A 23,820-nucleotide genomic window follows, 5' to 3' on the forward strand; every position below is an offset into this window, starting at 1 on the left:
GTTAAAATACTAACACCCAGCTAAACCTGACAGCTCGGGAGTGCAGGTAAGAGTTTCATACGGCAAGTCAGGGATAACTGTGCACCAGAAGGACGGCACGACGGTCGCGCTTGACCCTTCGAGACCTAACGGCTGCGACTATGCCTTTGTCTCTCACGCCCACCTCGACCACCTGCACAGGAAGGGCAACAGCACATCAAAGCTGATAGCGTCAAAAGAGACCTCGATGATAGCGTCGGCCCGGGGCTACGAGATGCAGGGCAATGAATATGATGGATTTGAGCTCGTCGACACGGGTCACATACTGGGCTCCAGGGGTCTCCTGACTGGCGAAGATGTCTATTACACGGGCGACCTCTCGACCAGGGAGCGCGCATTCTTAAAGCCGGCAAGAATGCCCAAGGCAAAGACTCTGATAATCGAGTCGACGTTTGGCAAGGCCGGCTACTCCTTTCCTGCTACAGACGAGATCACACACAACGTCAACCGGATAATATCTGACATGTACGACATGGGGATACCCGTCGTTCTGATGGGCTACGCGCTTGGCAAGGCGCAATTGCTGACCAAGATGTTCGGGCACTGGGACCCAGTGTTTGTCCACGACTCTGTCGCTAAAATGAACAACGTTTATTCGGACCTTGGCGTCGACCTGAAGGACGCTGTCACTTACACAGAAGCAGAGCAGAAAGGCCTGCTGTCAAAGCGCCGGCCGTGGATAATGATAGCTCCCCTGATGTCAGGCAGGAGTTCGTTTGTACAGGACATGAAAGTAAAGTACGGCGCAATCACCATTGGCTTTTCCGGCTGGGCCGTTGACTCTCAATACCCCTACCGCATGGGCCTTGACTATGCATTTCCGATGAGCGACCACTGCGACTACTCCGAGCTTGTTGAGGCGGTAAGGAGGTGCGCGCCGGACAAGGTCTACACGTTCCACGGCTTTGCCGGGGAGTTTGCAGGTTCGCTCAAGAAGATGGGCTTTGACGCCGAGCCTATAGAAAAGAGAAATGGGCGAGCGATGTCGCTCGACTCGTTCAGCTAATTACTTTCTCTTCTGGTCCCGGAAGTATGGGATGACCTTCTTGCCGAACATCTCGATGTTCTTGAAGTAGCCGTCGCCCCAGAACCTGATGATAAAGTGGTTGGTGCCCGCCTTGATGAAGCGCTCAAGCATCTCTATCACGTCGTCCGGCGAGCCGACGCCGATTGCTGTGCGCGCCACGCTGTCGGGTATCTGCAGAGCTGCTCTCTTCATCTGCTCCATCAGCTCGGGCTTGTCCATCGTGTATTCGGTAAAGTATCTGCGGAAGTCAAACTCCGAGTCCTGCGCGATGTTGTGCACCTTGAGAAGCTCGGGCTTGTAGAGGCTGACCTTGACCGCGTTCTTCATCTTGTTCCAGGCTTCCTCACCATCCTCTGAAAAGTAGATATCGACATCGTTTGCGAACTGGAAATCAGACAGGTCGCGCCCAAGCCTCTTTGCGTGGTCCCTGATGACGTTTGCGTGCGCCTTGAAAAGCTCCGGAGTGTAGCCTATAGGGATCCAGCCGTCGCCGTACATCGCGCATAACTCAAGCGTCTTTGGCGCGCCTGCAGCAATATACACGGGCGGCCTTGGCTTTCTTATTGCCTTTACCTGAAGGCAGGCGTTTATCAGCTTGTAGTACTGGCCGTTGTAGTTCACCTTCTTATCGGGACTGGACTCGAACAGCTTTTCGATTACCTCAAGCTGCTCTTTGAATTTCGTGACCGGCTTTGAAAACTCTATGCCAAAGTCAACGACATTCTGCGCCTCGCCAGCGCCGATGCCAAGAATGCCCCTGCCGTTTGTAATCCTGTCAAGCGTGATTGTGGAAAGCGCGATTGCAGACGGGTGCCTTCTTATGGCGTCAGTTACACACGTGCCAAGCTCGACGTTGCGGGTGACGGCTCCAAGAGCCGCTAGCATCAACCACGCGTCGTTTACCACCGCGTTCTTCCATTGCGGCACGTTGGAGTGGTCCATAGCCCATATCGAGTCATAGTCCAGCCTGTCCGCCATCTGGGCGGCGGTCATTATCTGCGTCTCGTCAAGGCCGAGCCTTGCGACGTTGAGGCCCTGGGTAAAACCAAATTTTGTTCTCATTAGAAAAGAGCCCCCAAGAATGCAGTCTCAATCGCGTAATTCATTTGACATAAAAGTCAAAGGAGGGGCTTATTTAAGTATTTTAAAAACCTCGATTTCTCTAGGCAACCTGCGAATTCTAGCTCCCTTTCCATGAATTTCAGGAAAATTAGCCGTCAGGAGCCTTGTCAACATAATATACGCAATCGGTCAAGTGTGCTTGAATCGCGGAGTAAAAACGCAAATGCGCGACTTGCCCGCATGTCTATTACGGAAGCCGACGACGAGCAGTTCATGAAGATGGTTGACGAGATGGTGATGAGCGCCGATAACGACTCTGAGCTTGCCGAAGGCCTGAAGTGGATAGACATGCAGGCGCGCAAGAACGGCGTGACCTTTTACGAGATGGCACTAATTATCCTGAAAAAGCATGTGGCAGAGCGCAGGGCAAAAGAGTGGCTCAAGGCACGAACAGCCTGACTACTTGCTGACTGATTTTACCGCAGCAGTCACCGCCGGCTGTATCCTCTTGTCCATGAGGTCTGGCAGGATGTTAAACGGCGCAAGGCTACCTCTCGGGACCAGGTCTGCAAGCGCGTTTGCAACGGCGACTAGCAGGCGCTGGTTTATCGTGCGCACCCTGTTGTCGAGAATTGCGCGCATCGTGAACGGGAACACCAGCGCGTTGTTGGCCCTGTTCTCGAACTTGTAGCTGCCAGTCGCTATTACCTTTGCGCCTGACTTGGCCGCAAGCCTTGGGTGTATCTCAGGGTCGGGGTTTGTCAGCGGGAGCACTATTGAGTCTTTATTCATAGAGGTGACCATCTCTGCGGTGAGCAGGCCCTTTACGCCTGACACTCCGACAAACACGTCCCTGCCCCTCACCGCGTCGACAAGGCTCGAGAGGCTCCCCTTGGAGCCGTCACGGTCCGTCATCTCGACAAGCTCGAGCTTGTACTTGTTCATCGTGGTCAGGTCCCTTGCCTTGGATATAATGCCCTGCGAGTCGGTGACGGTGATGTCCCGCACGCCGACTTCGTCGAGTATCTTGACTATGCCATAGCCGGCCGAGCCCGCGCCGGCAACGATCACACTTGTCGACTCAGGCTCTCTGCCAGTCAGCCTCATGGCGTTGAGTAGCGCCGCCAGCGTCACGACGGCGGTGCCATGCTGGTCGTCGTGGAATACGGGGATGTCAAGCTCTGCATCGAGCCTGTCGACTATCTCGAGAACTTTTGGGGTTTCAATGTCCTCTACGTTGATGCCGCCAAACACGGGCGCGATGTTCTTTACCGTTGAAATTATCTCGTCGATGTTTGTAGTCGCAAGGCAGATTGGGAACGCGTTGACGTTTCCAAACTGCTTGTACAATAATGACTTGCCTTCCATGACGGGGAGCGCGGCTTCCGCGCCGAGCTTGCCAAGGCCAAGCGTCCTTGTCCCGTCAGTTACAATCGCAATGTTGTTCCACTTTGACGTATATTCAAAAGCCTTTTCGCGGTCGGCGTGTATTGCCCTGCACACTTCGGCGACGCCGGGGGTGTAGGCTATGCTGATATCATGCGCGTCTTTGATCGGAAACTTGCCCCTTATCTCTATCTTGCCCCGCAGCTTTTTGTGGAGCTCGATTGCCTCCTTGCCGAGGTTCGACTTTTCCTTCTTGGCCCACCGCCTGCCTCTGGGGCCTTCCCTGAGAGTTTCCATGCTTTTCTTGTCCCCACATTACAATTGCCGTCTTCTTATCAGCGTTTCTACTTGCCCTTCGAATTCCTTTCGGCAAGCGGGACATACTCGCAGCCCATCGGGCCGCAGTACCGGCCGATGTAGACAGCCTTTGGCCGGTAGAGCGCCGGCTTGGGCGCGGCTTCAGCGAATTTCTCTTCGATGATGTGCGAGGACCATCCGGCTATCCTGGATACTGCAAATATGGGCGTGTTGAGGTCCATCGGTATGCCAATGCTGTAGTAGATCGAGGCGCTGTACAGGTCAACGTTAGGGTAGATGGACTGCTTCTTGTTCTCTATCATCCACTTTTTGGTGGCGCGCTCGACCTTCTCGGTCATCTCGTACCACTTGTTGTTCTTCTCCTTTGATATCGCCCTTGACAGCCTTGAAAGTATGTCTGCCCTCGGGTCAGTCGTGTGGTAGACTGCATGCCCCATTCCCATCATCCTGCCGCCGGACGAGAGCCGCTCTGCGACCCACCTGTCAACGTTTGCCGGGTCGCCTATTTCTAGGAGCATCTTCATGACCTGCACGTTTGCTCCGCCGTGAAGCTCGCCTGACAGTGCACCCACCGCGCCGCTGGCCGCCGCGTACATGGACGCCTTGGTAGACGATATTTCTCTTGCCGCAAAAGTCGATGCGTTAAAGCTGTGTTCCGCGTGCAGTATGAAGCAGATGTCCATCACCTTTGCCTCGTCCTGCGACGGCTCGACCCCGCGCAACATGGATAGGAAATTGGTGGCGTGCGAGCCCTCCTCCATCGGGTCGACGACGTGCTGGCCTGAGCGGATCCTGTTCCACGCCGCCACTATCGCCGGTATCTTTGCAATGAGCGAAATCGCGCGCCTTACATGCGCCTCCTTGCCCATGTCCTCGATGTTCAGGTCGTAGTCCGCAAGTTCTGCGACGCACGACTGGAGCACGTCCATCGGCTGCGCCCTCTTGGGCCTGTTCTTCAGGTTCTTAATTAAAGGCTCAGGCAGGTTGCGGGCCTCGCGCAGCCTGCGGCCAAAGTCAGCAAGCTGCTCCGCGTTTGGCAGCTCGCCGAACAGCAACAGAAAAGACGTCTCTTCAAAAGTGGAATGGTTTACGAGGTCGAGGATGTCAAATCCCCGGTAGATGAGCTTGCCGTTCTCGCCGTCGATAGAACAGATCCTCGTGTCTGCAACTTCGATGTTGCGGAGGCCGATGTTTCGTGCGTCCATCCGGGCGAGCTTGCGCTAATTATTATATTAAACCTACTGCCGGCTGGATCAAAGATTTACAGGGGCGTCATCGTGTCGATGAGCCTTGCGTTCGTGACTTGGCCGTCTTTCTCGTTTATGAGCAGGTCGACCGTGTACTGGAGGCCGTTTAACAGGAACGTGAGGTTTGCGTCCCACCCCTCGCGCTTGTGCTCGTTTGGATACGGCAAAAGCACCCTCACCTTCAGATCCTTGAAACCTGGACCGTATAGCGTCTCGATGGCCTTTTTTGCGACGGCTTCCACTTGGCTCTTGTTTGTTACAGGAGGCATACCATTTTATCTAATTACTAAATATATAAATATTCATCTTTTCGACTGTCGAACTAGAAGAGGTTGTACAGCCTCGCAAGCGACAGTTTCGTCGCCGGCTCCGTCGTCGCAACCTTGCCATCCACCTTCACGACGTAGGTTTCCGGGTCTATCTCTATCTTCGGCGTCAAATCATTGTACATCATGTTGTGCTTTCCTATCTTGCGGCAGTTCCTGACCGGCAACAGCTTTTTCTTCAAGCCAAGTTTTTTTGCAAGGCCGCGCCTTATCGCAAGTTTTGAAGTAAAAGTGAACGACGTGGAATATTTCGCAGAGCCCATTGCTCCGAACATCGGCCTGTAATATACGGGCTCGGGCGTCGGTATCGACGCGTTCGGGTCGCCCATCAAGGCATATGCAATGAACCCGCCCTTTATCACCAGCTTTGGTTTTATTCCAAAGAACTGGGGAGTCCAGACAACGATGTCGGCTATTTTTCCCTGCTCTAGCGATCCCACGTGATCCGCGATACCGTGGGTTACGGCAGGATTAATCGTAAGTTTCGCAAGGTAGCGCTTGGCGCGCAGGTTGTCGTTGTCGCCCTTTTCCTCCTTCAGTCTGCCTGCCATCTTTTTCATCTTGTCAGCGGTCTGCCAGGCCCTGGTCGTGACTTCGCCTATCCTGCCCATCGCCTGGCTGTCCGACGAGTACATCGAGAGCGCGCCTATGTCATGCAGCACGTCTTCTGCCGCAATCGTTTCAGCTCTTATGCGCGACTCGGCAAACGCGACGTCCTCTGGTATCGACGGGCTCAGGTGGTGGCATACCATCATCATGTCCAGGTGCTCCTCAAGCGTGTTCACCGTGAACGGCCGCGTCGGGTTGGTGGACGACGGCAGGATGTTCTTTTCGCCGGCAATCTTCATGATGTCAGGCGCGTGCCCGCCGCCGGCGCCTTCAGTGTGATACGTGTGGATCGTGCGTCCTGCAATGGCCTCGATGGTGTCGTCCACAAAGCCGCACTCGTTCAGAGTGTCGGTGTGTATTGCGATCTGCGTGTCTGTCTTGTCGGCGACGCGCAAGGCCGCGTCTATCGTGGCCGGCGTCGTGCCCCAGTCCTCGTGCAGTTTCAGGCCGCACGCGCCCTCTGCCACCTGCTCCATAAGGGCCGGCTCAAGCGAGTCGTTGCCCTTGCCAAGCAGTCCAAAATTAAGCGGCAGTTCTTCAAGGGATTCTAGCATCCTGTGGATGTTCCAGGGGCCGGGCGTACATGTTGTTGCGTTGGTGCCGTCTGCCGGGCCGGTACCCCCGCCTATCATGGTCGTCGTGCCGGCGCATATCGCCTCTATCGCCTGCTGGGGCGAGATGAAGTGTATGTGGGTGTCGATGGTGCCGGGCGTGCATATCGTGTGCTCACCTGCTATCACTTCCGTGTTTGCAGATACCACCATGTCCACACCATCCATAACGTTTGGGTTGCCTGCTTTTCCGACGCCGGCAATCCTGCCGTTTTTTATGCCGATGTCTGCCTTGATTATGCCAAGGACAGGGTCAAGCACTATGGCGTTTGTGATAACGAGGTCAAGCGCTCCCCTGCTCGGCACGCCGCTTGCCTGCCCCATGCCGTCCCGAACGCTCTTTCCACCGCCAAAGACAAGCTCGTCGCCGTGCGACAGCAAATCCTTTTCAATCTCGATGATGAGGTCAGTGTCTGCAAACCTCACTTTATCGCCGGTGGTGGGACCGTACAGGTCGACGTACTGCCTGCGCGGTATCTCCAACGTCATGCGCCGGAAAACCCCCTGGCTTTGGCTTTTGCAAGCGCCTGCTTTCTTTTCACCGACAACTTGCCGTTTACAAGGGCGTTAAAGCCGTAGACTATTTTCTTGCCGGCGTATTCCACCAGCTCCACTTCACGCGTGTCGCCCGGCTCGAATCGGAGCGATGTACCTGAGGGTATATTCAAATGAAATCCATAGGCTTTGGCTCTTGGGAACGCCAGGGCCTTGTTCACTTCAAAAAAGTGGGCGTGCGACCCTACCTGGATGGGCCTGTTGCCTGTGCTGCTGACCTTCACTTTCACGGTCTTGCGGCCTGTGTTTGCCATAACTGGCTTGTCTGAGATGAAATACTCACCCGGTATCAATGCAATCACGCTATAGGGCTGTGCACGGTCACAAGCTTGGTGCCGTCCTCAAAAGTCGCCTCAACCTGCACGTTCTTTATCAACTCCGGCACGCCTGGCAGCACGTCGTTTCTTGTCAGGACCTGCTTGCCTGAACTCATCAGTTCGGAAACCGACCTACCGTCGCGGGCCCCTTCCACTATGTGGTCGGAGATGAGCGCGACTGCTTCCGTATAATTCAGCTTCAGGCCCCTTGCGCGCCTTTTGCGCGCGACTTCGGCCGCCATGAAAACGTACAGCTTGTCTATTTCGCGTGGAGCAAGCATCATGACGCATACTTACTAATTGTCGTATTTATAATTGAGTATTGGAATCCGTGAACTACCTCTGGAAAGCGCCGCCTGGCAGCACGCCGGTTCGTATTCTACACAAGGTGGGATACTGCATAAATACAGAGGGCTGGAACCGTAAGTATGACCCCCCGTCGCGGAGGATCCTGATGTCCGGCCAGGAACTTTTCAAGGAAGGAACTACCCGCGCAAGCGGCAGCCAGGCAAGGCGGTACAACATGCTCGCAGCAAGGCTGATGTCTGAGATGGTCAAGAGCCTGCTTGGGCCCCGGGGCATGGACAAGGTCTTTGTGGACGTGATGGGCGAGGTCACGATTACAAAGGACGGCGCCACCCTTCTGAGAAAGATAGACGTCGAGCACCCGGCAGCCAAAGTCTTGATAGAGGCGTCAAACGCGGTCGACAACGCGGTGGGCGACGGCACCACCTCTGTAGTCGTTCTTGCGGGCGCGCTCGTCGCAAAGGCGGAAGAGCTTTTGGACATTGGTGTGATGCCGGCGACGATCTCTGACGGCTACCAGAAGGGACTGGAGATGGCCATCGACGAACTGGGGAAACTTGCGACGGCGCACCATCCTTCTGACAGGCAGGTCATGGAAAAGCTGGCGACAACATGCCTTGGCTCAAAGGCGATATCGTCGTGCGCAGAAGCCGGCGACATCGCCAAGATCGTCGTGGACGCGATATTCGCAGTAGCAGACTTTGAATCAGGCAAGGTCGAGGTGGACGACGTCAAGATAGAGCAAAAGCCTGGCAGCGTCTCTGATACCAGACTCGTTTCGGGCGCCGCGATAGACAAGACGGTCGACAACTCGGCTATGGCAAAGGAGATCAGGGACGCCCGCATACTGCTACTTGACGATGACCTTGAGGGCAAGAGGACCCGGACCGACGCAGAGATCAGGATATCTTTGCCGGCACAGGTAAAGGCATACATCGACGCGCAGGCGCTTGACCTGCGGGGCAAGGTGCAGGCGGTAATAGACTCGGGCGCAAACGTCGTCATTTCTAGGGGCGGGATTAACATGCTTGCCCAGACCATGCTTGCGCACGCCGGCATAATGTCGGTGCGCAGGGTAAAAGAAAACGACCTTTGGTGGCTTGAAAAGGCGACTGGCGCGCGCATAACGCGTGACCCTGAAAGGGTATCCGCGCAGGATCTCGGGTACGCCGGCAAAGTCTACGAAAAGTTCGTGGGCGACGACAAAATGGTCTTTGTGGAAGGGTGCCAGAACCCCAAGTCGGTAACGATACTCTTGCGCGCCGGCTCAAGCAAGGTCCTGGACGAGTTCCACCGCTCCGTGCTCGATGCCATGAACGTGCTCCGGGGTTTTATCGCAAGCCCCGCGGTCGTCGCGGGCGGGGGCTCTGCCGAGGCCGCGATGGCAAGGGCTGTCAGGGAAAGGGCGGTCGCGGTGGCGGGACGGGAACAACTTGCGGTTTTAAAGTTTGCCGAGGCGCTTGAAGAGATCCCGCTGACGATAGCGGCTAACGCCGGCATGGACGTCATTGACACGCTTGTACGGCTGCGCGCCGCAAAGGGCAAGAGGCAGGGCATAAACGTCGTCGAGCGCACCGTCCAGGACATGCTATCGTTGAATATCATCGAACCTATAGCAGTCAAGGAGCAGGTCCTCGGGACGGCAGTTGACGTTGCCTGCCTGCTGTTGCGCGTTGACGATGTGCTGGTAGCAATGCCGCAATACTACACACACACGCACACCGACGGCACGAAACACTCGCACAGGGGAGGCAAGCAGGACCATGACCACTTTGACAAGCTGGGCAAGGCGCAGCGGCCGGCGCACCACTATTACTGACTACTCGAACACCTGTTCCACAAAGCCAAGCTCGTATACCATACCTGCGCCTATGACAAATGCCACTATCGCGGAAGCGTACTTTAGCGCAAGTGTCATTCTTGCAAAATTGTGCACCTTTGCAAACGGCAGGCCGATGAGTGTGCTCACGCCGGCCATGCTGGCTATCGAGCCGGCTCCAAAGATGGCGATGTAAGCAAGGCCAAGGGGCACCGACTGGATCGTGGAAAGCACTACGAGCATTATCGCACCACTCCCCGCCATGCCGTGTATCATGCCTACCATAATCGACTTGTGGCCGTGGTGGTGCTCGCCTTCGTGGCCGTGCTCGTGCGTGTGGACTAGGCCATGCTCAGGGTGCGCGTGCGGGTGCGAGTGGCTGTGCCTGTTGAAAAGCCCGCGGAAGAACCTGCCGGCGTTAAACCCCGTAAACGTCGTTACGGCAAGGAAGAGCAGCATTATCCCGACGCCAAACTCTAGCCTGCCGCTCACCATTTCGGGTATTTGCACCGCAAGCAACAGCACCAGCAGGCCCGCTGCAAACAGCGTCGCCGTGTGGCCAAGCCCCCACAGCGTGCCTAGCACCGGGGCGTTGCGTAGCTTTTTTCCGCCGCCCGCCACCATCGTCGAGACCGCGGCCACGTGGTCGGCCTCTATGGAGTGGCGCAGGCCCGTGAGGAGCCCGAGGAGCAGTATGCCTGCCGGTGCCGCCGTGTCGATGGACGACTCGGCCATGTGGAACACCGAGAATATCGGCTCTAGCACCACGTCAAATATTTCAAGCACCATCTCACTCTGCCGCCATTATGTATCCTGAGGCAGGGATGGGTTGCCTTAAGACCACCCACTCGCGCCTGCCGTCAACCACTGCATCAAACACTAATACTCTTAACGTTTCCGGCACGCCCACCATTGCCTGGCCTGACGATAGTATTGTTTTGGCGTTCTTTTCAATTATGCCTACGCGCTTTTCCGCCCGCATCTCGCTTGCGACGAAGTATGCGTACAGCAACAATGCCTCGTTGACGTTCAGCTTCATGTTCTTGCCGAGCTTTTCTCTCGCCATCTCGACGGAATGGTGTAGTATCAACTCGTCAGTCTTGTCCGCATACTGAAAGACTCTAGTAAGGGGCGGAACGTCGGGCTCGCCCTTTACCGTCGCCTTGATGTATATCATGCCCGCCTACTTTTTCGCCTTGGGTCCGTAGTTCAGCGGCGGTCTCTTTGGAATCTTTGCCTTGGGGCCGTTGCCAAAGTCATACGTGTGGCTCGTCCCTCTGTATGGCTTGGGTCTGACTGGCTTGCCTTCGGTCTGCCCCTTCTTTGTGAGCGACAGGCCCGCCAAAAGCTCGACTATGAGCCTGTTTGCAAGGCCAGAAGTGATGCCGCCGTTATAGGAACTGCCGTCGCTAACGTCATAGTTCGGCGCGACTTCGACAAGGTCGAACGCAAACCTGTCCGGGTCAAATGACGTCGACAGCAGGCGCATCAGCCGCATGCCCTCTCTCGATGTCAACCCGTTGGGCTCCGGCTCACCGGTTCCCGGGGCGTATGCAGGGTCAAACGTATCAATGTCCCAGCTGATGTAAACGGCGTCGACGTTGTCATTCGCCCTGTCCGCAGCTTCCTTGGCGATCCTGTCGATGCCCAGCTCCTCGACGTCAAGCATTGTAAACCACTGAAAGTCCTGGTCAGCCATCCACTTGTACAGGTCCGGCCCAGGCCAATAGCCCCTGGGCCCAATGAGCGTGTAGTTCTTGCCCTTCAGGCAGCCAAGCTCCATGATGCGGCGTATGTGCGCGCCGTGGTCGTACTTGAACCCCGTCAGACCCTGCGGCGCGCAATCTGCGTGCGTGTCGATGTGGATCATGCCGATGTTCTTGTACTTCTTGGCAAACGCCCTGACGTTTGCAAACGTGATCGAGTGGTCGCCTCCGAGCATGACAGGTATGCCGTCGATGTCCAGCACTTCCTTCACCTTGTCTGTCATGCGCCTGTGAGACTCGACGACGTCACCTGGCGAAACGTTGACGTCGCCATAGTCAACGGTCCTGAAAACGCCAAACGGGTCAACACCCGTCTCGATGTTAAAGTGCTCGTACGGGGGCGACGGCACGGTGGAAGCAGCGCGGATGGCCCTCGGCCCGTACCTTGCGCCGGGGCGGATAGTGGTCCCAAAGTCGAACGGCTCGCCGATGACGGCGACATCCGGCTTGACTTTGTCAAGCTCCGCCTTGCTCCTCACCCACGGCAGTTTCAAAAACGTGGGTATCCCAACAAAGATTGGTTCATCATTTCCCTTGTACGAGTCGCCGTAAAATTCCATGCCCATGGACTATCAGATTTTATAATTAGTAAGTATATTAAAAATATTTCTAATTAATCTACGTCAAGCCGACAACCTCATTCCGCGATTGTCCCTGCTGTATTTTGCAGAATAACGTAATCTACGATTGCCCGGCGTGCTTCGCAAGGACGTTCCATGCATATTTAGTCACGTCAAGGCCATTGCGCTCTGCCATAACATTGAGCTTTTCCCATAACTCCTTGTCTTGCTTTTTCCTCGGATCAAACACCAGCCGGACCGTGAGCAGGCCCCTTGGCGCGCCGCGCTTGACGCCGGCTTTGGTCATGGCTTCCTGCAGCGTCCCTTTGCTTGCGGCCGCCCCAAGCCTTTCCTGGACGGCTTTTGGCTTTCTTGCCATCATTATAGCTTCATACGTCGTTATCTTTCCACTCTCTATACCATCCTGTAGCGCCTGCGGGAGCGACAGTATGGAGAGCCACTCGCTCACCGTGCTCTTTGGAAGGCCGTACGTAGCAGAAAAGCCAGTTATGCCAGACTTGGTCGTTTCGATCAGCCTTTTCACCATCTGCGCCTTTTCAAGCGGCGACAAGTCCTTTCTGATGAGATTTTCAAACAGCGACGCGGCCTCGGCCTCTGCACCCTCGAGCTCCGTGACCACTGCCGGGATCCTAGTCTCGCCCTTGGCGCTCAGCGCGAAAAAGCGCCTGCGGCCGATCAAGAGCTTGTAGCGCTTGCTTTTTGCGTCAAAGCGCACCACGACAGGCTGCAGCAGGTCGAACTTTGAAAGGTGCTCCTTGATGAGCCTGTCCTTATTGTCTTCGCCAAAGGAATGCTCCTTCCTGACGTTCTCCCCCGCAATGTCTATCCTATTGACCGGGATGTTTCTGACCAGCACTCGCGCATGGTATTAGTAATCTGCGTATTTATAATTTCTGCTGGGAAATTCTGCAAAAAAGCGCGGATGTTCTTTTTTTGTACAACCGGAAGCCGCATAGCTGTAGTATACGCATCATCAGGCGCTCTCAAATACGTAGTTTACATTTTTTATACCAACCCTTATATCGCACGCGGGCACCATCCAGTCATGCAAGGAAGTACGTCCAAGATCTTCCGCGCGACGGCCGACGCGGAGAAGACCTTGATGAAAACCAGCTTCCTGAGCTATTATATCTCCATGTACAACACGGTCAACGAAAACTTGGGCTACAAGAGCGCGCCGGTTAGCGTCGATGAGATATACGACTTTTTGCAGGACCTGAAGCACGAGGCCGGCGAGCAGGTGCCTGACATCGCAAAAGAAGACATTGCCTTTTCCTTCCACATCCTGAACATGCTTGGCGTCTGCAAGAGCGATTAAGGGCGCGCCAGCGTTCGACAGTCGAACTTTTTCCACGAGCAAGTTTTATATATTTACTAAATACATACCAGAGGGATATGGCTCAACTGGACGGGTACGGAATAGCTATAATCGCATTCTTGGGTCTGTCGCTTGCGGTCGGAACGCTCAGCTCAAGGTTCGTCAAAAAGAGCACCAAACGTTACATGGTGGCCGGCAAGAGCCTGCCGCTCTTCTTCGTGGGCACGATGCTCGCCGCCCAGTCCATCGACGGAAATTCGTCGCTCGGCAACGTCGCGCTTGTCTACCAGTTCGGGTTCTGGGCCGGCGCCGCCATACCAATAGGCCTCGGCGCCTGCCTCATACTAACGGGGCTTTTCTACGGCAATAAGCTGAATAAGATGTCGCTTCTCACCCTGCCGGACTTTTACTACCGCCGTTTCGGCAACGGCGCGGAAGGCATATCCGGCGTGCTCATGATGATAAGCTTCACGGTGCTCGTGGCAGGCAACTTCGCAGCGAGCGGTTTTATACTCGAGGCCGTGTTTGGAATCGACTTTTTCTGGGCCATGATGATAGCAGCAGTAGTCGTGCTCGTATACACATTTGCCGGCGGCCTGTTTTCATCGGCATACACCGACATTTTCCAGATCTATATTGCAATCGGCGCGTTCTGGGCCGCGTTCATCTTCGTTGCAGCCGGCTACGCCGGCGTCGACTTTGGAGAAGTGCTTGCCGCTACGCCTCCCGCGTACCTGGATCTCTCCGGCCTGTTCGACGTGGCCAACGGCGCGCTGGTCAACTGGGGAGGAATACTTGCCCTTGCTATAGGCGACATCGTGGCGCTTGATTTCATGGAGCGCGTCTTTGCGGCAAAGGATCCCAAGACTGCACGCCGCGGCGCGTTCATGGGCGCGGGCCTGACCTTCTTCACTGTCATTCCGACAAGTATGATAGGCATATTCATGCTATTCATGCTTCCGACACTTGAAGACCCGTTCATGGCCTACCCGACGTTTGCGCTCAATCACGTGCCCTTCGCGATAGGCGCCGCCCTGCTCATGGGCGTACTTGGCGCCTCGATGTCGACTGCGAACGGCGGCCTGCTCGCTATTTCATCAGTCATGTCAAGGAACATCATACAGAGGAACATACTGAAGAGGATAATGAAGCGCCCAGGCATGGACGACCGCAAGCTGCTCATCACGACGCGCATCTTTACGATACCCATGATGACAGCCGCGTTCATACTGGGCTATTTGCTCCCGCAGCCCGGCATCTACCTCATTCTGGCATTTGACATCGTCTTTGCAGGAGCCTGGGGCCCGCTGACGTTTGGCCTGTTCTGGAAGAAGGCCAACATGCCCGCGGCGGTGACGTCCTTGATAGTCGGCTCCGCGCTGAGGATGCTGATGTTCTTCATCGTGCCACTAGAGCTTGCAGGGCTTGACACCATGATACCGCCTGTCATATCCGTCGCCCTGTTCGTCGGAGTGGCGCTTGCAACGCAAAAAAGGTATCCTGGAGAGCAGAGGCACGGTGTTGTTGATTACGTGCCGCCAGAGGAGGACGTTATAAACGGCGATGACCTGAAAGCCTACGTCGAACCTACCCGCAGGTAGCCTCCTCCCACCTTTTTCCAACTAAAAAGGTTAATTATTGGAGAAAGCGCTCCATGCTCCTGTGCCAAGCCAGGGCTATGCCACGATTGGCCTAAAGCCGGCGATACTGACAAAACTGCAAAAGATAACCGACGAGTACTACCCAGGCATGTTTGTCCCAAGCGCGCTGATAATCCTGATGAACGAGGTAAAGCGCGGCTATTACATGGTGGACGCGTGCACGATAAAGGAGGACTTTGCCGGCCACTACACCTCACTTACCATACGCTCCGACGTCAAGAACTGGCTTGACGAGAACTATGAAAAATGCAAGGAGGAGTACAGCAGGAAATACAAGGCAACCAGCTTCACCCAGTTTGCGAGCTACTTCATGCTAAACATGTTCGAGTCAAAAGCAAAGTCGCAGAACTTTGTCCTGAAGCTCAAGGAGGCCGACTTTGCGTGGCTTGAAGCCGAGTACCAGAAGCGCAAACAGGAGTACAGTACAAACCATTCAATCTACACGTTTGAGCAGTTTGCCGACGTGTTTCTGAAAGAGCTCCTGGACAGGCTCAATGAAGCAAAAAGGGTCCTGACGGTCTAGCGTGCGTAGTGTGCCATTTTCGACGAAGCAATCACAATAGCAGTCATGATAGGCGGAAGCCCCGCGGCCGCCTGGTACGCCAAGAAAAAGTTCCAGCCGGAGATAGAGCGCAGCCTGGAAAAGCAGGAGAGGTCTGCGGTAGAGGTTCAGGAATCCGTCCACAAAAAGCGCAAGGAACACCATTAATCCGCGGCAATATTGAATAGCAAGCGCGATGATATCTAGTGGTTGCTGTTCAACATCCGGCCCCTCAGGGACGTGCCAAGCGTCAGGCGCGAAATAATAAGGCTGCTCGAAAAGCAAAAGCCGGGGACCTGGGACGACCTGTCATCATTCCGGAAAGAAATAGAGGAACTGCTGTCGTCGATTTCAGAGTTCGTTCCTTCCTGGGGAAGAGCGCGCGTGGTCTTTCGCATAGCGCGGGTGCAGGTCGGCGGCGAGACCCGCGCGTTCCTGGACAACGTCGAACTTCCAAACACCAAGCACGATTTTGACCTAGTCCTGAAAATGATGAACCACCTGCGCAAGGAAAAGGGCCTTGAAGAGGTCAAGATGCCTATATTTGTGCAGCCAGATGATATGGCGCTTGCGCGCAAAGACGGCTTGCTGGATTTTGAGCCGGATAAAATACTATCGCAGCTTGCAATCGTTTTCCAGAAGGGCACGATAATTATGGTCGGGTTCGTGTTTGGCCGCGACTACGTCCTCCTGGAGAACTGATAGGTAATATACAGCTCGAATAACCAGCTTTTTATAGATAGTAAATCAACTAGAGCCATGGCAGGTGCCGACGCTCCGTTGTTCAAAAAGATACTAGTACCGCTTGACGGCTCGCCAGTTTCTAAAAAGGCGGCAAAACACGCAATCCATCTCGCTCAAGTTGAGAACGCCAAGCTCGTCCTGATGCACGTAGTCGAGGACATCAAGCAAGGCGGCGCCATAGGGCTCCAGGCCAAGTACGGCAATGTCAAGCTAGTTGAGGGGTTCAAGAAGGCAAGGACCAAGGCCGCGGAAAAGTGGATCACTGACATAAAGTCCCAGGCCGACAAGGCCGGCGTAAAAGCCACAAGCGAGATAGTGCCCGACGACGGCACGTCTGAAGTGGGCATGATAACATCCTACGCCAAGAAAAACGACGTGGACCTGATAGTCATGGGCAAGAAGGGGCAGTCCAAGTTCCGGCAGCTCTTGGTCGGAAGCGTGACAAACGCGGTGATTCACCACGCGCCGTGCCCGGTCCTAGTTGTGCGCTGATCAACCCTTCCTCATCTTTGTAAAGGGCGCGCCAAGCACAAGCTTTCTCGTGATTTCAGCAACCTTGCCGGCGGCCTGCTGCAGGTTGCCGGCGTAATCGCCCAGCATCCTGGCTGCGATGCCGCAACCGTGCGGCATGATTGATGAGCCGCCGCGGATTTTCATGTCTGCAAGCGCGGCGTTTGCAAGCCGGTTCAGCTCGGGGACGAGCCTTGCCGACGCCACGACGTAGACGCTTGCGACCACATCCTGCTCCATCGCGCCTGCCGCCTTGATATCAGTCGTTTTTGGCTCAAGCACCGCCGAGTCTGCAAATTTCAGCCTGCCCTGGCAGTCGCTTCCTTGTATCTTGAGGTAACAGATGTCGTACTCGAACAGCTCGCCCGACGCGGCCCTGCCCGGCGAGATTATTTCCGAATAAACTACTGTTGCACCTTCGCCCACCCGGAGGTTTGTCTTCTGGTAAAACCTCGACCCTGCGTAGGGTATTATCTGGTCGGGCATGTATTCCAAATAACAACCGTCGTTCACCGTGATGTCGACCTGCTGCGTGGCAAAACCCTTCTCCATTTTGTATATCCTGGTTGCTCCCTGCGTCGTCAGGTGTGCAAGGGCGCCGTTGTCAAGGGAAACGTCGATGCTGTACGTGTCGCCCTGCAGCACGCCGCCGGAAGGCGATATGACGTACATGTAGGCCATCGACGGTAGCGACTCTTCAAGGTACATCGGCTTTTGCGCGAAGAGAGGCACCTGTGAGTACTGCTCTTTTACCACGGTCCTGCCGGCCGCCGGGTCGCCTGCAAGTTTCAAGACAAGCACGCCACGCTTGCCGGTGTCGCTTCCTGCCCTGGCAGCGCCGTACTTTGCCACCTCGGGCGGTACTTCTTCCATCTCAGCCTACCATTGCCTTTGGAGGGAGTTCAAAGAGCACGTCGCGAACTATGTGCCCGGCGACCCTGTCGATACCCTCACCGGTCCTGCAGTTGACAAACGCAAACGGTTTCTTGCCCCTAACCGCCCTTGCATCCCTCTCCATCACTTTCAGGTCCGCGCCGACGTGGGCTGCAAGGTCTATCTTGTTTATGACCAAGAGGTCGCAGGTCTCTATCCCGAGGCCCCTCTTTCTGGGATACTTGTCGCCGCCGGCAACATCGACTATGTAGATGAAATAATCTGCAAGCGCCGGGCTGAATGTGGTCGTGATGTTGTCTCCACCGCTCTCTATTATTATCAGGTCAAGCTCGGGGTGGCGAGATTCCATCTCCTCCACCTCGGCGATGTTCATTGACGGATCCTCGCGCACAGCAGTATGCGGGCAGCCTCCAGTCGCAAGTCCGACCACAAGGTCCTCTGCAAGCATTCCCTTTTCCGTGGCAAGGTTGTGCCTCATCCTGTCGGCGTCCTCCTTTGACACAACGTCGTTGGAGATTATGCCAGCCTTGTACCCCATAGAAAAGAGCGCGGGCACCACTTGCTCTATAAGCATCGTCTTGCCCGAGCCCACGGGACCGCCGATACCGACGCGCGGCACGCGCTTTGCCATGCAGGAAAGCCCCAAATTTACGTAATAAACATTTTCGAGTCCAACCTTTCGTGCTCCATCTGCACCACGTCGATGCCGGGGGCAAACTGCCACAGCCGGTCAAGGGGCTTGTTGACGTTCTCTTCAACTATCTTTGCTATCGTTGGCCTCAGCGCATGGAGCATCTTTTGCGCGGCAACATGGTCAATGGCGCCAAGCCTCAGAGCCGCGCCGGCCATCCCGACGCAGAAAGAATAGAGGAACATAGTTCCCGCCTCGCGCTTTGGTATCCTGAGCGCCGCGCAGGCGACCGCCAGCGCCGCGGGGTACATGCCGCTTGTCCTCTTTTCGCTTACTGCATTGTTGTAATCAGACAGTATCTTGTCGTCTGAAAAAGTGGCAACGCAGCGCACTAAATTGGCGCCGGACCTAGAAGAGGCGTTACGCACCTCCTCTACCAGCTTTACCGCATAGAGCGCCCAGTCTGCACGGAGAATGCCACCAAGATTTGATTTTTTTGCGCACTCGTAGGCGTTTCCCAGCGCGCAGCAATCAGCCGGCCCCACCTGCCTCCCAAGGTGTGTGCTTATCAATTCCTGCAGTTCCTTCACGTCTGCCTTCTTGCGCTTTGCAAGCGCCTCAAGACCGTTTGACATCGTGTACGTGCCGGCCGGAAAGAACGAGTCTGCGAGCTGCAGCATCGACAAGAATTCAGTGCTCATGCGCTCCTGCCTCCTGCTCAAACACGAGCAAGTCTGAACTTATTTCCACGCTACCTGCAATCTGGCCAAGCTGCCTCCTTAGCATTTCGATTTCGCCGTCTGACTGGATGGGGAGGACTATTCTGTCGCCGTCCACCCTTACCGGCCTGTGCAGGTTCCCAATCGCGTGCCCGACAAGCACTGCCGTCCTTGAGTCAGGATCTTTCAGCCTGACGACCGCCACCTTTTCAGGCTCTATGTCGATAATTATCATTTGTTCTGCAAGGGCCACCACGTCGCCGTGCCTGAGCCTGGTGCCGGCAGGCAATGTAAGCGCGACATCAGTCCCCTTGTCCGTGCTCTTTCTCATGCGCAGGCGCTCCGACTCCGACCTGCTTATCGCTAACTTCTCTACTGCGTTTTTTGCAAGCATCTCCTCGTACCTGCCTTTCAACTCTTTTCCGATGTTGCCAACCACAGACTCGCAGATTATCAGAATGCTCAATATTGCTAAGGGCAGTCTGCTTAATTTCCTTTTGATATTGTATTTATAATCAGAGATTGCTACCTCCACACGTTGAAGAAGATGACCTACCGCGACGTCGGTATCGACGTCGACAAAATCCGGGCGGCGCAAAAGTCGATAGGCGACATAATCTCTGCCACGCACGCTTTTCCCAAGAAGGGCAGGGTGCTTTCAGGGTTTGGTCACTACGCTGGCCTTGTGAGGCTTGGCGCGCAGACGATAGCGCTTCACTCCGACGGCGTGGGGACAAAAGTGCTCGTCGCGCAGCTCATGAACAAATTCGACACGGTGGGCATCGACTGCGTGGCCATGAACGTCAACGACATCATCTGCGTCGGCGCAAGGCCGATCGCGTTTATCGACTATGTCGCGCTAAAGCAGCCCAATGAAGCGTTGATTGGGGAGATTGCCCGGGGACTCGTGGAAGGCGCAAGGCAGTCGCAGATGGCAATAGTGGGGGGCGAGACTGCAGTCCTGCCTGATGTCATCGCGGGCGAGGGCGAGAACGCCTTTGATCTTGCCGGCATGGTGATGGGAATAGTGGAAAAGCAAGTGCTTGGAAATTCAATAAAGCCCGGCGACGTGATCCTCGGGGTAGAAAGCAGTGGGCTTCATTCAAACGGCTACACGCTTGCGCGAAAAGTGCTCCTGTCGAAATATTCCGTGGATGAAAACGCGGAGCACCTTGTTCAAACAGTCGGCGAAGAATTGCTCACACCCACGCGGATATACGTCAGGCCTGTCATGGATATCTTGAAAAAGGTCAGGGTGCACGGGCTTGCCAACATTACCGGCGGCTCATTCACGAAACTTCCTCGCCTCAACAAAAATGTGCGCTACGCGCTTGATGACCTCCCTGCAATTACCGGCATCTTCAAGCAGATACAGGTCGACGGCAACATCGACATCATGGAAATGTACAGGACGTTCAACATGGGGATCGGCTTTTGCGTCATAGCGCCCAAGGCGGCGGCCGATGAAATAATCAGGACATTTGGGAAGCACGAAATGCGCTGCCTTCAGATAGGTACGATAGAAAAGGGCTTGGGCGTGGTGGCGTCGCTTGCAGGCAAGAAACGCCCGCTGTAATGCCAAAATTAATATGCGAACGGGGACAATTTTGAAAAATATTGCTAGCCATCCCCGGCCCTGACAATTACCAGCAGGCCTGCATTGCCATAGCGGAAAGGATTCAAAAATCGACGCTATCGGCCGGCGACGTGCGCAGGGTCGTGCGGGAGGTCGCGTCTGCCCACAGGCTTGAGACGATTCCCAAAAACGAGCACATCCTAGCCTGCCTGCCAAAGGACAGCAGGTATCGCAAGGTGCTGATGGTCAAGCCGGCCAAGACCGCGTCGGGCGTTGCAGTCATTACCGTCATGCCAAAGCCGTTTGAATGCCCACACGGGCGCTGCACATACTGTCCTGGCGGAATAGAGTTCAACACGCCGCTAAGCTATACCGGCACAGAGCCGGCGACAAGGGTCGCGCAAAAGTTTTCCTTCGACCCCTACGAGCAGGCGTCGTCAAAAATACAGCAATTGCAGGCAAGGGGACACGACACCGGCAAGTCGGAGATAGTGATCGTGGGAGGCACGTTCCCCTTCATGCCACAGGACTACCAGCGCGGTTTTGCCAAGGGGTGCTACGACGCGCTGAACAACTCTGTGTCGTCAAGCCTTGCAGACGCAGTAGCTGCAAACGAAACCGCGCAGAACCGCTGTGTGGGGTTCACGGTCGAGACAAAGCCGGACTATTGCAAGGAGCCGCACGTCGATCTGATGTTGGAGCTTGGCGTGACAAGGGTGGAAATAGGCGTCCAGTCTCTGAGGGACGACGTATACAGACTCGTCAACAGGGGGCACACTCTTGGAGATGTTGTTGATTCTTTCAGGATAGCGCGCGAGGCCGGCTACAAGATAGTGGCGCACATGATGCCCGGCCTTCCCGGCTCGTCTCCTGAAAAAGATATTGAAGATTTCAAGCGATTGTTCGATGACAAAGACTTCAAGCCCGACATGCTAAAGGTGTACCCGACGCTTGTCTTGGAGCATACCGGCCTGTACAGCATGCACAAGGCCGGCAAATACACCGTGTACTCCAACGACGACCTTGTAGAAGTCATTGTGGCAATGAAAAAGGCGATGCCCGATTATGTCAGGATAATGCGCGTCCAGCGCGAGATAGAGTCCGCAGACATTGTCGCCGGCTCAAAGAGCGGTAACCTGCGCCAGCTTGTATTGCAAAAACTCCATGAGAAGGGGCATGAGTGCCGGTGCATAAGGTGCAGGGAGGCCGGCCTGCAGAAACGTTATCCTGAGGCCGGCGACGTGGTGCTAAAGAGGCAGGACTATGTCGCGTCTGCAGGGCATGAAACGTTCCTGTCTTTTGAAAGCCAAGACGGCAAGACGCTCCTTGGCTTCTTGCGTCTGCGCAAAGTGCACAATTCCCACCGGGAGGAACTGGCCGGCTCGGCTATCGTGCGTGAGCTTCATGTATACGGGCAGGCCATCGGCGTCGGCTTGGAGGCTGACAGCTCGTCGATGCAGCACAGGGGATATGGAATGAAACTTATGCAGGAGGCAGAAAGGATAGCACTGGAAGAGATGGGCGTGGGCAAAATCGCGGTCATCAGCGCCGTCGGGACGAGGGAATACTATAAAAAACAACTGGGATACCGTCAAGACGGGCCTTACGTCTCAAAGGTGCTGTAGATGGAAGAAGAGCAGATTATGATAGGAAAGGGCACGTGGCTTGACAAGCTAGCCGATACGCTGGTCAAGCGCGAGCAGAGGCTGGGCCGCAAGCTGGACCTGATAAGGGTCGAAAGCGGCCTTGGCGCGTCGGGGATACCGCACATAGGGAGCATGGGCGACGCCGTCAGGGCTTACGGAATCGCGCTTGCTCTAAAGAACATGGGCTACAACGCGGAGCTAATTGCTTATTCAGACGACATGGACGGCCTGCGCAAGATACCTGCTGGCCTGCCCGACTGGCTATCAAAGCACATTGCAAGGCCCGTCTCGGAGATACCCGACCCGTTTGGCGATTGCCACTCATCGTACGGCGCGCATATGAGCAGCCTGCTTTTAGACGGGCTCGACAGGGTGGAAGTAAAGTACAGGTTCCAGAGCGGGCGTGAGGCGTACAAAACTGGGAAACTTGTGAAACAGATTGACACTATATTACAGAACAGCGAGAGGCTCGGCAAAAAGATTGCCGAGTTTGTGGGCCAGGACAAGTACGTAAACATCCTTCCGTATTTCCCGGTCTGCTCAAACTGCGGCAGGCTCTATACCGCAAGCACAGAAAAGTACCTGCCCAGCGAAAAGAAGGTACTCTACACGTGCAAGGGGGGAAGGATAGGCAAGCAAGAAGTCGCCGGCTGCGGCCATCATGGGGAAGCAGACATCATAAAGGGCGAGGGCAAGCTTGCCTGGAAGGTGGAATTTGCGGCGCGCTGGCAGGCCTTTGACATCAGGTTTGAGGCGTACGGCAAGGACATCATGGACTCAGTGAGGGTAAACGACTGGGTCTGCGACGAGATACTTGGCCACCCACATCCAATGCATGTCAAGTACGAGATGTTTCTAGACAAGTCGGGCAAGAAGATAAGCAAGTCCGCTGGCAACGTGTTCACGCCGCAGATGTGGCTAAAGTACGGCACGCCCGAATCGATATTGTTGCTGTTGTTCAAGCGCATCGCAGGCACGCGCCACGTGGGGGTGGACGACGTGCCGGCTCTGATGGACGAGTACGACTATCATGAGGACGTGTATTTCGGCAAGATAAAGGAGGAAAACCCGGCCCGGCTTGCCAAGGTAAAGGGCATATACGAGTACATCAACAAGCTCGAGCCCCCAAGGCAGCCGGCGCAGCACGCGCTCTACCGATTCCTTGCGCAGCAGGCGTCCATTTATCCCGATGATCCCGACAGGCACGACAAGGTCTTTTCACGTCTTGTCAAGTACGGCATGGCCCAGGAAAAGAGCGACGACTTGATGGGTAGGATACGGCTTGCCGCAAGCTGGGCCGACGACAACCTCGCAAGCGACGAGATATTCGAGGTGCAGCTTTCTGACAATCAACGAAACGCCGTGCAGCAGCTGCTCGGAGTTATCAGCGAGTTTGCAAACGTGGTGGAAGCCCCGGACAGCGCCAAGGCCCTGCAATCCAAGGTGTTTGACATTGCAAGGGCAAATGGCATGGAGCCAAAAGACCTGTTCACACTGCTGTACAAGATGTTCCTTAACACAGAGAGGGGGCCTAGGATAGGCAACTACTTCCTCGACCTCGGCGCCGGGCGCGTGTCAGCCGTGCTCAAAAGGTATCTGTAGCTGCCAGGT

27 protein-coding genes are annotated in these 23,820 nt (G+C 55.4%); 12 read left to right on the top strand and 15 right to left on the bottom strand.

Annotation, left to right across the window (positions count from 1 at the left end; genetic code table 11):
* Positions 1–40 precede the first annotated feature (40 nt).
* Positions 41–1,045 carry a hypothetical protein gene (locus tag VGA14_RS05600; RefSeq protein WP_331002768.1) on the top strand — a complete coding sequence of 335 codons (1,005 nt, stop codon included), beginning with the start codon at positions 41–43 and terminating at the stop codon, positions 1,043–1,045.
* Here the strand turns inward: VGA14_RS05600 and VGA14_RS05605 are convergent, their stop codons facing one another.
* Positions 1,046–2,128, bottom strand: coding sequence for an LLM class flavin-dependent oxidoreductase (locus VGA14_RS05605; protein WP_331002769.1), 1,083 nt, complete (start codon positions 2,126–2,128; stop codon positions 1,046–1,048).
* Positions 2,129–2,368: 240 nt separating this feature from the next.
* Here VGA14_RS05605 and VGA14_RS05610 point away from each other — a divergent pair, with 240 nt between their 5' ends.
* Positions 2,369–2,587: a hypothetical protein gene (locus VGA14_RS05610; RefSeq protein WP_331002770.1), complete on the top strand. Its 219-nt coding sequence runs from the start codon at positions 2,369–2,371 to the stop codon at positions 2,585–2,587.
* Here the strand turns inward: VGA14_RS05610 and VGA14_RS05615 are convergent, their stop codons facing one another.
* From VGA14_RS05615 to VGA14_RS05640, 6 genes are read right to left on the bottom strand one after another with little or no spacing between them, the layout of a single operon-like run.
* Complete coding sequence (locus VGA14_RS05615; RefSeq protein WP_331002771.1) at positions 2,588–3,811, bottom strand: NADP-dependent malic enzyme; 1,224 nt, start codon at positions 3,809–3,811, stop codon at positions 2,588–2,590.
* Positions 3,812–3,858: 47 nt separating this feature from the next.
* Positions 3,859–5,037: a citrate/2-methylcitrate synthase gene (locus tag VGA14_RS05620; protein WP_331002772.1), complete on the bottom strand. Its 1,179-nt coding sequence runs from the start codon at positions 5,035–5,037 to the stop codon at positions 3,859–3,861.
* Between the two features lie 56 nt (positions 5,038–5,093).
* On the bottom strand, positions 5,094–5,348 hold the full coding sequence (locus VGA14_RS05625; protein ID WP_331002773.1) for a hypothetical protein: 255 nt from the start codon (positions 5,346–5,348) through the stop codon (positions 5,094–5,096).
* Between the two features lie 53 nt (positions 5,349–5,401).
* A complete protein-coding gene (ureC, locus tag VGA14_RS05630; RefSeq protein WP_331002774.1) occupies positions 5,402–7,114 on the bottom strand; it encodes an urease subunit alpha in 1,713 nt (570 codons plus the stop codon).
* Positions 7,111–7,473, bottom strand: coding sequence for an urease subunit beta (locus tag VGA14_RS05635; RefSeq protein WP_349257141.1), 363 nt, complete (start codon positions 7,471–7,473; stop codon positions 7,111–7,113). Before VGA14_RS05635 ends, ureC begins: the two co-directional genes overlap by 4 nt.
* A 5-nt stretch (positions 7,474–7,478) precedes the next feature.
* On the bottom strand, positions 7,479–7,781 hold the full coding sequence (locus VGA14_RS05640) for an urease subunit gamma (protein ID WP_331002776.1): 303 nt from the start codon (positions 7,779–7,781) through the stop codon (positions 7,479–7,481).
* 170 nt (positions 7,782–7,951) lie between these two features.
* On the opposite strand from VGA14_RS05640, the gene thsA reads away from it, so the two are divergent.
* Entirely contained in the window at positions 7,952–9,622 is a 1,671-nt protein-coding gene (thsA, locus tag VGA14_RS05645; RefSeq protein ID WP_331002777.1) for a thermosome subunit alpha, read from the top strand.
* On the opposite strand, the gene VGA14_RS05650 is transcribed toward thsA, so the two are convergent.
* The 4 genes from VGA14_RS05650 to VGA14_RS05665 all read right to left on the bottom strand — a co-directional run bounded on the left by VGA14_RS05650 (position 9,623) and on the right by VGA14_RS05665 (position 12,825).
* Positions 9,623–10,411, bottom strand: a complete 789-nt coding sequence (locus VGA14_RS05650; RefSeq protein ID WP_331002778.1) for a hypothetical protein — start codon at positions 10,409–10,411, stop codon at positions 9,623–9,625. It lies immediately after the preceding gene.
* Position 10,412: 1 nt separating this feature from the next.
* Positions 10,413–10,799 carry an urease subunit gamma gene (locus tag VGA14_RS05655; RefSeq protein WP_331002779.1) on the bottom strand — a complete coding sequence of 129 codons (387 nt, stop codon included), beginning with the start codon at positions 10,797–10,799 and terminating at the stop codon, positions 10,413–10,415.
* A 6-nt stretch (positions 10,800–10,805) separates the two neighbouring features.
* Positions 10,806–11,954, bottom strand: a complete 1,149-nt coding sequence (locus VGA14_RS05660) for an agmatinase family protein (RefSeq protein WP_331002780.1) — start codon at positions 11,952–11,954, stop codon at positions 10,806–10,808.
* Between the two features lie 115 nt (positions 11,955–12,069).
* A complete protein-coding gene (locus VGA14_RS05665) occupies positions 12,070–12,825 on the bottom strand; it encodes a ParB/RepB/Spo0J family partition protein (protein WP_331002781.1) in 756 nt (251 codons plus the stop codon).
* 189 nt (positions 12,826–13,014) lie between these two features.
* Between VGA14_RS05665 and VGA14_RS05670 the strand changes: the two genes are divergently transcribed.
* From VGA14_RS05670 to VGA14_RS05695, 6 genes are all read left to right on the top strand, one after another.
* Entirely contained in the window at positions 13,015–13,287 is a 273-nt protein-coding gene (locus VGA14_RS05670) for a hypothetical protein (protein ID WP_331002782.1), read from the top strand.
* 77 nt (positions 13,288–13,364) lie between these two features.
* Positions 13,365–14,888, top strand: a complete 1,524-nt coding sequence (locus VGA14_RS05675; RefSeq protein ID WP_331002783.1) for a sodium:solute symporter family protein — start codon at positions 13,365–13,367, stop codon at positions 14,886–14,888.
* Between the two features lie 61 nt (positions 14,889–14,949).
* Positions 14,950–15,471 carry a hypothetical protein gene (locus VGA14_RS05680; protein WP_331002784.1) on the top strand — a complete coding sequence of 174 codons (522 nt, stop codon included), beginning with the start codon at positions 14,950–14,952 and terminating at the stop codon, positions 15,469–15,471.
* 45 nt (positions 15,472–15,516) lie between these two features.
* Positions 15,517–15,657: a hypothetical protein gene (locus tag VGA14_RS05685; RefSeq protein WP_331002785.1), complete on the top strand. Its 141-nt coding sequence runs from the start codon at positions 15,517–15,519 to the stop codon at positions 15,655–15,657.
* 42 nt (positions 15,658–15,699) lie between these two features.
* Positions 15,700–16,191 carry a hypothetical protein gene (locus tag VGA14_RS05690; RefSeq protein ID WP_331002786.1) on the top strand — a complete coding sequence of 164 codons (492 nt, stop codon included), beginning with the start codon at positions 15,700–15,702 and terminating at the stop codon, positions 16,189–16,191.
* A gap of 57 nt (positions 16,192–16,248) precedes the next feature.
* Positions 16,249–16,725 (top strand): universal stress protein, encoded by a 477-nt coding sequence (locus VGA14_RS05695; RefSeq protein ID WP_331002787.1) that lies wholly within the window; start codon positions 16,249–16,251, stop codon positions 16,723–16,725.
* Here VGA14_RS05695 and VGA14_RS05700 read toward each other — a convergent pair whose 3' ends face one another.
* Genes VGA14_RS05700 through VGA14_RS05715 form a run of 4 tightly spaced genes read right to left on the bottom strand, consistent with a single transcriptional unit; the run spans position 16,726 to position 19,453 of the window.
* A complete protein-coding gene (locus tag VGA14_RS05700; RefSeq protein WP_331002788.1) occupies positions 16,726–17,616 on the bottom strand; it encodes an urease accessory protein UreD in 891 nt (296 codons plus the stop codon).
* A gap of 1 nt (position 17,617) precedes the next feature.
* A complete protein-coding gene (gene ureG / locus VGA14_RS05705; RefSeq protein ID WP_331002789.1) occupies positions 17,618–18,268 on the bottom strand; it encodes an urease accessory protein UreG in 651 nt (216 codons plus the stop codon).
* Positions 18,269–18,285: 17 nt separating this feature from the next.
* Complete coding sequence (locus tag VGA14_RS05710; protein WP_331002790.1) at positions 18,286–18,969, bottom strand: urease accessory UreF family protein; 684 nt, start codon at positions 18,967–18,969, stop codon at positions 18,286–18,288.
* Positions 18,959–19,453 carry an urease accessory protein UreE gene (locus VGA14_RS05715; protein WP_331002791.1) on the bottom strand — a complete coding sequence of 165 codons (495 nt, stop codon included), beginning with the start codon at positions 19,451–19,453 and terminating at the stop codon, positions 18,959–18,961. Before VGA14_RS05715 ends, VGA14_RS05710 begins: the two co-directional genes overlap by 11 nt.
* A gap of 81 nt (positions 19,454–19,534) precedes the next feature.
* Here VGA14_RS05715 and purM point away from each other — a divergent pair, with 81 nt between their 5' ends.
* The 3 genes from purM to lysS are packed head-to-tail and all read left to right on the top strand — an operon-like array spanning position 19,535 to position 23,811.
* Entirely contained in the window at positions 19,535–20,563 is a 1,029-nt protein-coding gene (gene purM / locus VGA14_RS05720; RefSeq protein ID WP_331002922.1) for a phosphoribosylformylglycinamidine cyclo-ligase, read from the top strand.
* A 41-nt stretch (positions 20,564–20,604) separates the two neighbouring features.
* Positions 20,605–22,188 (top strand): tRNA uridine(34) 5-carboxymethylaminomethyl modification radical SAM/GNAT enzyme Elp3, encoded by a 1,584-nt coding sequence (locus VGA14_RS05725; RefSeq protein WP_331002792.1) that lies wholly within the window; start codon positions 20,605–20,607, stop codon positions 22,186–22,188.
* Positions 22,189–23,811, top strand: a complete 1,623-nt coding sequence (gene lysS / locus VGA14_RS05730) for a lysine--tRNA ligase (RefSeq protein ID WP_331002793.1) — start codon at positions 22,189–22,191, stop codon at positions 23,809–23,811.
* Positions 23,812–23,820 lie beyond the last annotated feature (9 nt).

It is taken from the genome of Nitrososphaera sp. (assembly GCF_036397675.1).
Taxonomy (GTDB): domain Archaea; phylum Thermoproteota; class Nitrososphaeria; order Nitrososphaerales; family Nitrososphaeraceae; genus Nitrososphaera.